The organism is Sphingobacteriales bacterium (assembly GCA_016706405.1).
GTDB lineage: Bacteria > Bacteroidota > Bacteroidia > Chitinophagales > UBA2359 > BJ6.
This window is the reverse complement of the sequence record JADJJT010000001.1, coordinates 1409748-1422710: the sequence shown is the minus strand read 5'-3', so window position 1 is coordinate 1422710 and position 12963 is coordinate 1409748. Positions and strand designations below refer to the sequence as shown.

Sequence of the window (12963 nt, the reverse complement as noted above, 5' to 3'; positions counted from 1 at the left end):
GTACGGCAAGTGTAAAACGACACTTCGAACAATTATTAACGAACAAAAAGAGTATGAAGAAATATACCTGTCCGATGCACTTACAAGTGATTAAGGACGAACCGGGAAAATGTCCGCTTTGCGGAATGGATTTAGTCCCAATGGGTGGAGCAAAAAAAGAAGCTCATAACCATCACGGACACCACCATCATCACGACCATAAAGAACATAGCCATCATTCAGAAAATAATTATGACAAGCACGAAGGGCATCATACCCACGATTTTCTCAAACGCTTTTGGGTAAGTTTAATTATCACTGTTCCTATTTTGCTTTTGTCGCACATGATACAGGAATGGCTCGGCTTTAGCATTTCATTTCCGGGAGGCAAATATGTATTGTTGTCATTAGGAACTATCATTTACATCTATGGCGGAATGCCTTTTTTGAAAGGAATGGCAGGCGAAATAAAAGCCAAAGCCATCGGGATGATGACCCTTGTAGGAATCGCCATTTCGGTTGCCTATATCTATTCGGTTGCGGTAGTTTTCGGTCTGCCCGGTATGGATTTCTTTTGGGAGCTGGCAACACTAATCGTGATTATGCTTTTAGGGCATTGGTTAGAAATGCGTTCTACAATGGCAGCCTCAAAAGCCTTGCAATCTTTGGTTGCTCTATTGCCAAATGATGTAACAGTAGAACGAAATGGAGAAGCCATAAAAATAAAACTGGAAGCACTGAAAAACGGAGAAACCATTATCATCAAACCCGGTGAAAAAATTCCTGCCGATGGATTGGTAATTGATGGCGTTTCTTATGTAAACGAAAGTATGCTTACAGGGGAAAGTGTTCCTGTTAAAAAAGAAGCGGATGGAAAAGTGATTGCAGGCGCTATCAATGGCGAAGGTGCTTTAAGAGTTACGACAACCGGAGTGGGCAAAGACAGTTACCTCAATAAGGTTATCAATCTGGTTCAAGATGCACAAGCAGCAAAATCAAACACGCAAAACCTTGCTGATAAAGTAGCCAAATGGCTCACTTTTATTGCGATTGCCGTAGGGGTAGCTACTTTCATTTATTGGTATGGCAGTATTGAAGATATTGCGTTTGCATTGGAAAGAATGGTTACGGTAATGGTTACGGCTTGTCCCCACGCTTTGGGAGTGGCTATTCCGTTGGTGGTAGCTATTTCCACTACCCTTTCAGCAACAAATGGTCTGCTCATTCGCAACCGTACTGCTTTTGAAACCACAAGAAAATTATCCACCATTATTTTCGACAAAACAGGAACACTTACCAAAGGTTCTCACGCTATTGAAAAGGTCATTCCATTAACGGATAAATATTCTGCCGATGAAATAATCCAATATGCAGCAGCCGTTCAGCAATATTCTGAACACCACATTGCAAAAGGCATTCTGAAAACTCTAAAAGAAAGAAACCTTGAGCTTTGGAAGTCGGAGAATTTCAGCTATATGGCAGGTATAGGTGTAAAAGCAGTAGTAAATGGAAAGGAAGTAGTAGCAGCCGGACCTAACTATTTCAAACAAAACAATCTTACAGAGCCTGAAACTCCCAAAGAAATCAATCAAAATATTGAAACGGTCAACTATGTTTTTATTGACAATGAAGTTATCGGCATTATCACGTTGGCTGACAGTATTCGTGAGGGTTCTCAACAAGCCATTGACGAGTTAAAAAAGATGAACATCAAATCCATTCTGCTTACAGGCGACAATGAAAAAATTGCGGCAGCCGTATCCAAGCAGTTGGGAATGGACGGCTTTATCGCCAATGTATTGCCTCACGAAAAGCAGGAAAAAGTAAAGGAATATCAAGCCAAAGGTGAAATTGTTGCAATGACAGGCGATGGCGTAAACGATGCACCTGCATTAGCACAGGCTGATGTGGGTATTGCAGTAGGTTCAGGTACGGATGTAGCAGCCGAAACAGCCGACATTATTCTGGTTAACAGTGACCCAAGAGATGTAGTAAAAATGATTGACTTCGGTAAACGGACTTATAAAAAAATGGTTCAAAATCTGCTTTGGGCGGTTGGCTACAACGTCATTGCCATTCCGCTTGCGGCAGGAATACTTTATCCGAATTTTATTTTGAGCCCTGCAATGGGGGCAGTTTTGATGAGTGTGAGTACGATTGTGGTTGCCATAAACGCAAGCCTTTTAAAAATTAATAAATAACAAGACAGGCAGATAGAACACCAGCCGGTAACAAACAGTTTTGCGTCAGATGGGATGATTGCAAAACTCAACAGTAGTTCTTCGATTAAACACCAGTAATAAATTCGGCAGACGAGCTTCGATTTTCCGCCCGAACGCAAAGCTACCTGCCGGTACGGTGTACTAACAAAGCTACATTTTCAATATGCCAGGTATGCGGAAACATATCAATAGGCTGCAATTTTTCAACACTATACCAAGCATCGAGTAGTTGCAAATCGCGGGCTTGTGTTACGGGGTTACAACTAACATAAACCACCCGCTTGGGCATTAGAGTTTGGCCAATGGCGTTGGCTACATCGGTGTGCATTCCGGCGCGAGGGGGGTCGGTAATTAATACATCGGGCTGGCCGTGTTGTGCCATAATTTGCCCTTGTGCTAATAGTTTTTTCACATCTCCGGAATAAAAATGCGCGTTTGTAATGCCATTTAACTGTGCATTTAATTTGGCATCGGCTATAGCTGCAGGAACTTCCTCCATGCCCACTACTTGCTGACAATGTTTTGCTATAAAAAGAGCAATACTACCTGTTCCGGTATAAAGGTCGTAAACAAGTTCGTTCTGGTTTAAATTGGCCATTTGTTTAGTCACTTCATATAATTGTAAAGCCTGCCGCGAGTTAGTTTGAAAAAACGATAAAGGACTAATTTTAAAGCGCAAATCGCCTAAGGCTTCAAAAATATGGTCGCGGCCATAGTAGGTATGTATAGGCAGGTCGTATAGGGTTTCGTTGTGTTTGGGGTTAATGGCATACACTAAAGAAGTTATAAGTTGTCCAAACGTGGTGGTCAAATAATCGAGCAAAGCAGTGCGCGCCGTTACATCGTCGTAGGCAAAACTAAGCAGCACCATCGTTTCGTTAAGGGTGGTGGTGCGAATAATTAGGTTGCGCAATAGGCCGCTATGGGTTTTAACATCGTAAAAACTAAGGTTATTTTGCAGGGCAAAATTGCGCACCGCATTGCGCAGCTCGTTCGAGGGGTCGCCTTGCAAATAACAATGTTCAATATTTACCACTCGGTCAAACATTTTGGGTACATGAAAACCCAGGGCTAAACGTTGCTGCGGTGTAGCGTCGCTATCCATTTCGGATTGGATTAGCCAGCGCCGGGTCGAGAAGCTAAAGTCGAGCTTATTGCGGTAGTACGTATCCGGATGAGCGGGTATAATAGGCTGTATTTCCGGAAAATGTATTTTGCCGGTTCGTTTAAAGGCATCGGCCACAATTTGGCTTTTGTATTGTAATTGCTGCTCGTAACTAATATGTTGCCATTTACAACCGCCACAACTGCCAAAATGGGCACAAAATGGGTTTTGCCTTTCTTTTGATGGGGTAATAATGCTTACTGCCTCGCCAATGGCATAGTCTGGTTTGTTTTTGGTAATCCTTACATCAACTACATCGCCCGGAACGACCCCTTCAATAAACAGCACTTTGCCGTCAACAAAGGCCATAGCTTTGCCCTCGGCTACCATTGTTTGGGCGGTAATTTGAGGCAAAATGACAGGGGGGCGGCGTTTGCGATGCGACATATTTTGGGCTTAGTTTATGGACTGAATTATGAATAGCAAACCGCAAAAATACGCTAAAATTATCGAACCTTACGCTATAATGGTTTTGCTTGCTTGTAAGCGGGGTTGTATGCCAATAAAAAATTTACGCGCTTAATATAAACGATTCAACCAAATGGTAAACTTCTTGGGGGTGGCTTGCATGTACCCAATGCCCGGCATTTTCAATAGTTTTTACAATGGCATGGCTAAAATGGCTGTGTATTAAAACTTCGTCATCAGGAAGATTTATGTAGTCAGAGGCGCCACCTTTAATAAACAAACAAGGGCCGTTGTAATGGGCAAACGGCGGCAAAGGGTTATCAATAATAGTATCGTAGTTTTGCAAGAGCGAATCAATATTGAACTTCCATACAAATTGATTTTGCGAATTGTGGGTCAGGTTTTTAAGTAAAAATTGCCGTGTGCCTTCGTCGGGTATAAAAGTTTGTAGCGCCTCGTTTGCTTGTTGGCGGGTAGTTATTTGGGTTAAATTTACTTGTTTTAAAGCCTGCAAAACATTGCTGTGGTGGCCGGCCTCGTAGGCTTTGGGTGCTATGTCGGCAACCATTAGCGAAGCCATCCGGTTAGGGTGCAACGTGGCAAACTGCATGGCGGTTTTTCCGCCCATTGAATGGCCTAAAACATGTGCCTTAGTTATATGATGCTGTTCGAAGAATTGTAATAAATCATCGGCTAATAAAAAATAATCAAAGGCGGCGGTATGCGCCGATTTGCCGTGGTTGCGCTGGTCAACGAGCCAAACCTCAAAATTGTTTGCCCAAAGTCGGGCTAAACTCATCCAATTATCTAACATGCCAAACAAGCCGTGCAGCACCACCAAAGGTGGTATTTGCCCCTGCGCCTGCCCTAATTTTTTGAAGTTTAAAGGTTGGGGTAGTGAATGATTAAACATGGTTTCAAATGGAATTGTATTTATGGCCGTACAACTATACGCATTACAAAGGTAGCAAAAAAGGGTAAAATGCTCGGTTAAACGGCTGCCTTCTGCGTAGAGGTTTATTGGCTAAAATTTTGCTTCGCACTTAACTCAGATTAAAATTTTATTAAAAATTTTTAATTTTGTAGGTGATTTAAACAGCAGGAGACATAAGGATGCAGAGCAATATTCTCCGGAGTTAAAAAATGATACTACTAAAATAGCTACAAAATACGGGTAAAAATTTTTCCGGATTTGAGCGATAATAATTAATTTCAAATCATATTTACTCACCTTAAAATACAAAAAATGAAATTCAACAATCTTATTGCCATCTCTTGTTTGACGGCCCTCTTAATTTTTAATGCCTGCACAGACGAAAAAAATGGCGCCTGCGATGCTGGCCATGAATTTGTTACACACACTGTTTTGCCTACTGCCGGAGGCGAAATTAAACCGTTCAGCTATCCGTTTGCCAATGATGCAGTATTTTATTACTCTAATTCGGCGGGCAACGGCAAAGTACAGTTTTTTAGTGCTTACAGCCGGGTTAATGTTTGTACCAAAGAGCATTTAAAAGTTGACTATGCAGTATTCCCCTCTACTTCGCCTCAGCCTTTGCCCATGAAAATTTATGGCGAAGCCTATTGGAGTTTTTTTTCGGATGAACTTATTTTAGTTTCCGGAAACATTAACCCAGGGCCAGAAGGCTATAAAGGAAGTCGTGAAATAGGATTAAAACAGGCTTTTGGAGATGGTCCGGGCGATATAGATTTTTATTTAACCGTAGAATTCGATTCGCAAGGTTCCTATTCCGCCGATAGTTTGTATTTTAGAACACATATCGATTTAATGAGCATCGAATTTAAAGTGGATAATTATTTATAATTTCTACCTGCTCATTTGAAATAAAACAGGGAAAATACAGCGAGTTGATACGCTGCTACAAGGGTACTTATTTTTTTCCGGAAAAAAGTAATGGCCTAAACGCTAAATAAAATTAATCATTTGATTTAAAAATTTGTTTAAGTAAAAATATCTTATTACCTTTACACCCCAAACAGTTTTAAATTGAAATGGCAAAGCATAAAAAAACAATAGACGCAACAACAGAAGAAAAAATAAAAGCTACCGCCCGGTTAGTGTTTCATAAAAAAGGGTATGCGGCAACAAGAACAAGGGATATTGCCGAAGAAGCAGGCATTAACCTTGCCTTGCTAAATTATTATTTCAGGAGCAAAGAGAAATTGTTTGAAATTATAATGTTTGAAACCCTGTTTGGCTTTATGCAAAATATGATAATGGTGCTGAGCGATGAAAAAAGCAGCTTAGAAAAAAAGGTTAAACTTTTTGTCTCAAACTATATTGACCTTATCATCAAAGACCCCAATATTCCGATATTTATGTTGAGTGAAATCCGCAACCATCCGGAAAATTTGTTGGAAAAATTACCTCTTAAACATTTAATAATGGATTCTGCTTTTGTTAAGCAACATCAACAATTAGTGGCAGAAGGCAAAATAACCGACCCCAATCCCTTACATTTCTTGATGAATTTAATAAGTTTGGTAGTTTTTCCTTTCATTGGGCAACCATTGCTACAAGGTATTAGTGGCTTGAATGAAGCACAGTTTGTTAAACTGATGCAGGAGCGCAAAGATCGCATCCCAGCATGGATAAAAGCGATGATGAAGACAAAATAGTTTTTTCGCCTAATAATTAATCAAATGATTGAAACAAAAAATTAAATGAAATGATTAAAAAATTGACTTTAATTATAAGTTACTGGCTGCTATACATCACTTATGCAAACGGGCAGGCTCTAACCCTTGACAGTTGCCTTGAAATGGCAAAACAAAATTATCCGTTAATTAAGCAATACGCCCTCATAGAAAAAACAAGGGAATACACTTTAGACAACGCACACAAAGGTTATTTACCGCAAATTAATGTGGCCGGGCAAGCCACCTACCAATCGAATGTAACAGAAATTCCAATTTCGTTGCCCAATCTCGATATTCCTCAAACAAGTAAAGACCAATACAAACTATACACCGAAATTTCGCAGTCTGTTACAGACCTGTTTACCATTAAAGACCAAAAAGAGTACCTAAAAGCAAACTCGGAAATAGAAACACAAAAAACGACTGTAGAACTGTATAAGCTACGAGAACGCATTAACAACCTGTACTTTGGGGTACTTTTGATAGACGCCCAGCTTGTACAAACCGAACTGCTAAAAAAAGATATTCAAAATGGTATTGAAAAAACCAAGGTAGCTATTGCTAACGGCGTAGCCCTAAAAAGTGCTGCCGACAATTTAAAAGCCGAACTGCTGAAGGCAAACCAACGCACCATTGAACTGAAAGCCACCCGACAAGGCTATATTGACATGCTGGCCTTGTTTACCGGCAAACCCTTTGACCCAAACACAATATTTGAAAAACCCGGACGGCAAATACTTTCAAACCTTATTAACCGTCCGGAGTTAAAATTATTTGCCTTGCAGAAAAAATCGTTTGAAGCACAAAACAAGCTCCTTACAAATAAAAACCTTCCCCGCGTAAGTTTATTTTTGCAAGGTGGTTTCGGCGGACCCGGATTAAACATGTTAAAAAACGATTTTCAGGGTTATTTTATAGGCGGGTTGCGGGTAGGCTGGAATTTATCCGGATTTTATACCATCAAAAACGAAAAGGAAATGCTTGCGCTCAATCAAAATATAATAGAAGTGCAAACAGCAACTTTTTTATTCAATACCAATCTTACCTTAAAGCAGCAAAACGCCGAAATTGTAAAAATGCAAGAATTGATAGTATTGGATAAAAATATTACAACACTGCGCGAAAGTGTAAAAAACACCACCCAAAATCAACTTACCTATGGTACGGCAACTACAAACGACTACCTCGTTGCTGTTAATGCCGAAGACCTTGCAAAGCAAAACTTAATTATACACGAAGTACAGTTGTTAATGCTTGAGTACAACGCTCAAACAACAGCGGGCAACTAATAAACAACGAAACTAAACAGTAAAAAATTAAACAACAAAACAATGGGCAATAAAAAGCGCGGCAGCATACTAATATTGATGCTTAATTTTCAATTTTTAATGATTATGTTTGCTGCTTGCAACGAAAACAAAGTTTTATTTGATGCTTCGGGGAGTTTTGAAGCAACGGAGACGATTATTTCTTCTGAAGCTACCGGAATCATTAAAGACTTAAGTATTGAAGAAGGGCAAACAATAAAATCCGGACAAATTGTTGGCCATATAGACAGCGTTCAGTTGTATTTAAAGAAAAAACAATTAGAATCGCAAATTACCGCTTTATTGGGAAAAAAACCCAATATTCCAATTCAGTTATCGGCCCTTGAAGAACAACTTAAAACAGCCGAAAAAGAGAAACTAAGGACCGAACACTTAGTTAAAGGCGATGCCGCCACGCCAAAGCAATTAGACGACATTAATGCCCAAATTGAAGTGCTAAAAAAGCAAATAAACGCACAAAAATCAACGCTTAGCATTTCGAGCCAAGGGCTGAGCAAAGACGTTGTGCCGCTGCAAATACAAATTGAGCAACTAAAAGACCAGCTTGCAAAATGCAGCATCATTAACCCCATCAATGGAACAGTACTGACCAAATATGCCGAAACCAACGAAATGGCTGTATCCGGAAAACCGCTGTACAAAATTGCCGACTTGTCGAATATTATTTTGCGGGCATATATTACGGGCAATCAAATTCCGCAAATAAAACTCAATCAACAGGTAAAAGTACTTACCGACGACGGCAATGGCGGCTACAAAGAAACAACGGGAACAATAATTTGGATAAATGACAAGGCAGAGTTTACGCCAAAAACTATTCAAACCAAAGACGAGCGGGCAAACATGGTGTACGCAATAAAAGTAAAACTGCAAAATGACGGCACCTACAAAATTGGCATGTACGGCGAAATTTTATTTAATTAAAACAGCAAACAGCGCACCAACAAGTAATAGGGTAGGGCGTAAGGGCATAATTTAATATGAACCCCCGGCGACTTTATCGTAAAAAGGAGAAGCAGCGTTTAATAAGCGGTAATAGTTACATCAACCGCTCCTGGGCCGGAGTTTCCCCACAAAATGGTTACCGTTGCCGTTCCTTGTCCGCTTAAAATACTGCCATTGGTAACCGTCCAGTTGTAAAGTGCGCCATTAATTACTTGTGTGCTATAAGTGGCCGAAGTATTTTGGCAGGCAGTATTGTTTTGGGGGCTAATTATGGGGTCTATTTGGCAATACTCGTAGCAGCCCATATCTATGGTGTTTATTTGGGTGCGGGGCTCGTGGTTTGTCGGATGTAAATATTCAAGGGTTGGGGTTAAATCAATGGTATCGGCGTAGGTGCCGGGGTCGGCACCTTTATCAACAGCCCAGCTATTTTGGGTCAGTCTATAGTTAAAGTTGGGGTAATCTTCAAGGCCGGCGGCATTAATATCAGTTAGTCGCCAGTTATAAGCGGTGTCAATGGTGGTGGCGGTGCCGTTTGTCCAGGTTCCGGGACCTAAAAATAAGTTGTTCCATGCCTTAAACAGGGCAGTTCCGGATTTTAAATAGACAAAGGTACCGCTGCCTTTTTGGTTTACAACCGTATTATTTACCATTACAAATTCGGAAACAGGGTTCTCTAAACCCTCGGCGCCGTAGCTAATAATGCCGCCGTTGGGCGAGTCGGGCCCTTGTTGAATTAAATTGCCTATTAATACCGATTGCCCGCCGTTGGGTAGGTCAATAGTGTAGCTGGGCTCGCCCTCTTCGTCGGTAACTCGGTTATAGTATAAATAGTTATGTTTTGCCCTCGACTTTACACAGTGTCCGGTTAGGCTGGCATGGCTGTAGCAGTAGCGCATGGTTAAACTGTTTACTTTGCCTACATATATATTGTGCGAGTAACCGTCTCCATACCCATTGTTGGCAAACTCGCAATATTCAAATAAAAAATCGCTGATGCCATCATTGCTGGTTAAAATGCCCATTTCGTTATGATGAAAATAGCAGTACCGAAGGGTTAAGTCTTCGCCTTCGGCGCGTATGCCCGCCCCGTTTTGATCCGGAACAGTGCATTTGGTAAACTCAACATGTTCAACCGTACAATTTTTACCTTTTATTACCCATATTGCTTTTCCGCCTGCCGAGGTAAAATTGGCATCTAAAACGGCCATGCCATTATGGCCAGAAATGTACAAATTATCATCGTACCAGTGGCAAACATCGGCCACATAAGTAGCGGGTTCAATTAACACGGTATCGTTAGCATTTACCAAATTGGCTACGGCGCATGGTGTTTTGTAGGTGTACGATGGGCCAACGTTCCAGGTTGTAGCTTGTAATATTTGGGGCGCATTTATAGCCAGCAACAATAAACAAGCCCAAACTATCGGGGAGCGCAAAAGGCAGGTTGAGCGATAAATATCATTACAAAACATATAAGTAAATGGATTAGGTTAATACGGTCAAACAATACTATGTTGTAAAGGTACGGAGTTTTGCTTTTTTAATGAATTAAATACTTTAAGATTGACAATAGTAATTTTTGACGCGGACACATCAAACACATTTCCGGATTTATTTGAAGTTCATCTATCCGGATTAATAAACTATACTATCCCTTTCCTTATCTAAATGCGGTGGCTATGCAAATAAGTATTATTTATTTTGATTTTTTTACAATTTTTTTCATCTTTTATTTGCTTTATTAAAAATAATACTTTTAGCTTTGTAATATATATTCATTGCCATCCTTAACGCTTGCGTTTTTTTTCTGCCTACAACATTGTTTGCTTTTGTGCCAACATCCTTACAACAAACATCTTTTTTTATTTTTTAGCTTAAAATATTATGAAAAGCATAATGTCTATTTTGACAATTTTAGTTTTGACAGTTACCTTTTCGGCTTCGGGTCAAAATTTGCCCACCCTCAAACCTACGCTTGCTAAGGCTAACGAATATACAAAAAACGAGCAATTAGCCTGGCAAAAAGCACTCGATATGTATTCAAAAATCAACTCGGGCGAAATTGAATACGAACGACTTTCGGCGGCAGACAAAAAAATGGCCGACTCCTTAGAAGTGGGCAGTGGTCCAATAACGCAAGGTGTAGGTTGCAGTTGGTATTGCGGCGGTGGGCCTTATAAAATAACTGCCTCATCGAACTTAAAAGAAGAAGGTAAAATAACTTACCTGCCCAATAATGCCCACGACTTTAACCTTTTTACTGCTTGGGTGCCCGACAATGAAAACAAAGGAATAGGTAAAAAAATAAATTTTCATTTTAAGCCATTTGCACCACGAATAAATGAAATAATTATTTGGAATGGTTACATAAAAAATACCGATTTATGGAAGGCAAACGCGCGCGTGGCAAAATTTAAATTGCTTATTAACGGCCAACCAACGGCAATACTCGAACTTAAAGACGTAAGCAACGCCCAAACTTTTAAAATTAACCCAGTTCAATCAACAGACAGCACAAAAGACCTGATATTAACCTTAGAAATATTGGAAGTTTACAAAGGCAGCAAATACGAAGATGTTGCCGTTAGCGAAATAAATTTTAATGGCTTAGACGTTCACTGCTTTGGTGCCGGAACACAAATTACAATGGCCGATAACACAACAAAAAACATAGAAAAAATTGTAAAAGATGACTGGATTATGACTTTTGACGACAAGGCAAACAAATTAGCTAAAACCCAGGTTTCCGGACTTATACTGACGCGACACTCCAATCTTTTAAAGCTCAAATTTCCGGATAGAGAAATATCTACTACAGATGACCACCCATTTTGGACCGAAGGCAAAAACTGGGCTTCCTTAAATCCGGATAAATCAAATAAAAATTACCACCAAAATACACCAATAAAACAGCTTGTTGTTGGCGATAAAATTTTTGTTCCTGCCGAAAACAAATTCCTAACACTGCTTGAAACCGAAAATATAGCACCAGAACAACTAACCTACACCATAGAATTAATATCCGGAAATAATTTTATTGCAAACGGGCTTTTAGTGAAAACCGAAAAACCAAAATGGATCAATTGACCGGTAATTCAAATACCAATCTAAAATAGCCGCAAAAAATGCCAGTTACACATAAAAAAATTAGGCATAGACGATACACGTACTTTTAGTTTTTCTTGCTTTTGATTCCTAAAAACATATAAATTTTTTAATCACAATCCAACATTTACCTCATTATGAGAAAACTTGTACGCATCCTTAAATGGTCAGGTCTTTTGCTTGTCGTAGCTATTTTATGTCTGTTTGTTGCCGGCAGTATTCTTTACAATAAAAAGTACGACGCACCAATTCCCGACCTTCATGCCTCTAAAGATAGTTTGGTTATTAGCAAGGGGAAACACCTTGTTTTTACAACTGCGCACTGCGTGGAATGCCATTTTAAGCCGGGAGATTCGTTAAAAGTAGTATCAGGCGAAGAAGTTGACATGGCCGGCGGTGGATTCCCATTTAAATTTCCCGGAGGGGTATTTTACGCTTCTAATATCAGCAGTGATAAAGAAACCGGAATAGGCAATTATACAGACGGTGAAATTGCACGTATGTTGCGCTACGGAATAAAACGCGATGGTAGTGTTTTAATTCCCGCAATGGAGTATCAAAATCTGAGCGATGAGGATATAATCGCAATCATTTCTTATTTAAGGACACTGCCCCCCGTTGTGCACAAAGTACCAGAAAATGATTTTAATCTTTTGGGCAAAGCCATACTTGCATTTCTTATTCGCCCCGTTAATCCAAAAAGTACCCCACCTGTAAAAGTATTGACCGACACTACCGTTGAATACGGCCATTATATTGCCGAAAATGTCAGTAATTGTAAGGGTTGCCATACCGAAAGAAGTCAAAATACAGGCGAATATATTGGTGAAGAATTAGCGGGTGGGCTTTTTGAACCGGTAGAGAACGACCCTACAAAATTAATTTTTGCACCCAACCTCACTCCCGACCCCCAGACCGGACATATTTATAATTGGTCGTTCGAGCAATTTAAAAATCGGTTTGTAAAAGGCAAATTAATACCGCAATCACCCATGCCATGGGGACAGTTCAAAAATATGAACGAAACAGAACTACTCGCAATATGGAAATACCTGCATTCAGTTAAACCCGTGCAGAAAAAAATTGGTGCGGTTATTCAAGATGCCAAATAAAACTTAACACCACACTAATAATTTGAATTGTTAAA

10 protein-coding genes are annotated in these 12963 nt (G+C 39.9%); 7 read left to right on the top strand and 3 right to left on the bottom strand.

What is annotated here, in order from left to right:
- The first annotated feature begins 53 nt into the window (after positions 1-53).
- Entirely contained in the window at positions 54-2180 is a 2127-nt protein-coding gene (locus IPI59_05520) for a heavy metal translocating P-type ATPase (protein ID MBK7527009.1), read from the top strand.
- Positions 2181-2322: 142 nt separating this feature from the next.
- Here the strand turns inward: IPI59_05520 and rlmD are convergent, their stop codons facing one another.
- Positions 2323-3753, bottom strand: coding sequence for a 23S rRNA (uracil(1939)-C(5))-methyltransferase RlmD (gene rlmD / locus IPI59_05515; GenBank protein ID MBK7527008.1), 1431 nt, complete (start codon positions 3751-3753; stop codon positions 2323-2325).
- Positions 3754-3877: 124 nt separating this feature from the next.
- Positions 3878-4687, bottom strand: coding sequence for an alpha/beta fold hydrolase (locus IPI59_05510; protein ID MBK7527007.1), 810 nt, complete (start codon positions 4685-4687; stop codon positions 3878-3880).
- A gap of 333 nt (positions 4688-5020) precedes the next feature.
- Here IPI59_05510 and IPI59_05505 point away from each other — a divergent pair, with 333 nt between their 5' ends.
- The 4 genes from IPI59_05505 (at position 5021) to IPI59_05490 (ending at position 8687) form a co-directional block, all read left to right on the top strand.
- Positions 5021-5599 carry a hypothetical protein gene (locus IPI59_05505; protein ID MBK7527006.1) on the top strand — a complete coding sequence of 193 codons (579 nt, stop codon included), beginning with the start codon at positions 5021-5023 and terminating at the stop codon, positions 5597-5599.
- Positions 5600-5787: 188 nt separating this feature from the next.
- Complete coding sequence (locus tag IPI59_05500; protein MBK7527005.1) at positions 5788-6414, top strand: TetR/AcrR family transcriptional regulator; 627 nt, start codon at positions 5788-5790, stop codon at positions 6412-6414.
- A gap of 50 nt (positions 6415-6464) precedes the next feature.
- On the top strand, positions 6465-7724 hold the full coding sequence (locus tag IPI59_05495; protein MBK7527004.1) for a TolC family protein: 1260 nt from the start codon (positions 6465-6467) through the stop codon (positions 7722-7724).
- A gap of 78 nt (positions 7725-7802) precedes the next feature.
- On the top strand, positions 7803-8687 hold the full coding sequence (locus IPI59_05490; GenBank protein ID MBK7527003.1) for an efflux RND transporter periplasmic adaptor subunit: 885 nt from the start codon (positions 7803-7805) through the stop codon (positions 8685-8687).
- A 98-nt stretch (positions 8688-8785) separates the two neighbouring features.
- Here IPI59_05490 and IPI59_05485 read toward each other — a convergent pair whose 3' ends face one another.
- The gene (locus IPI59_05485) at positions 8786-10147 is read right to left on the bottom strand and encodes a right-handed parallel beta-helix repeat-containing protein (protein ID MBK7527002.1); all 1362 of its coding nucleotides are present in this window, start codon (positions 10145-10147) and stop codon (positions 8786-8788) included.
- A 448-nt stretch (positions 10148-10595) separates the two neighbouring features.
- Here IPI59_05485 and IPI59_05480 point away from each other — a divergent pair, with 448 nt between their 5' ends.
- Positions 10596-11798 carry a hypothetical protein gene (locus tag IPI59_05480; GenBank protein ID MBK7527001.1) on the top strand — a complete coding sequence of 401 codons (1203 nt, stop codon included), beginning with the start codon at positions 10596-10598 and terminating at the stop codon, positions 11796-11798.
- Between the two features lie 155 nt (positions 11799-11953).
- On the top strand, positions 11954-12928 hold the full coding sequence (locus tag IPI59_05475) for a c-type cytochrome (protein MBK7527000.1): 975 nt from the start codon (positions 11954-11956) through the stop codon (positions 12926-12928).
- The last annotated feature ends 35 nt before the right edge of the window (positions 12929-12963 follow it).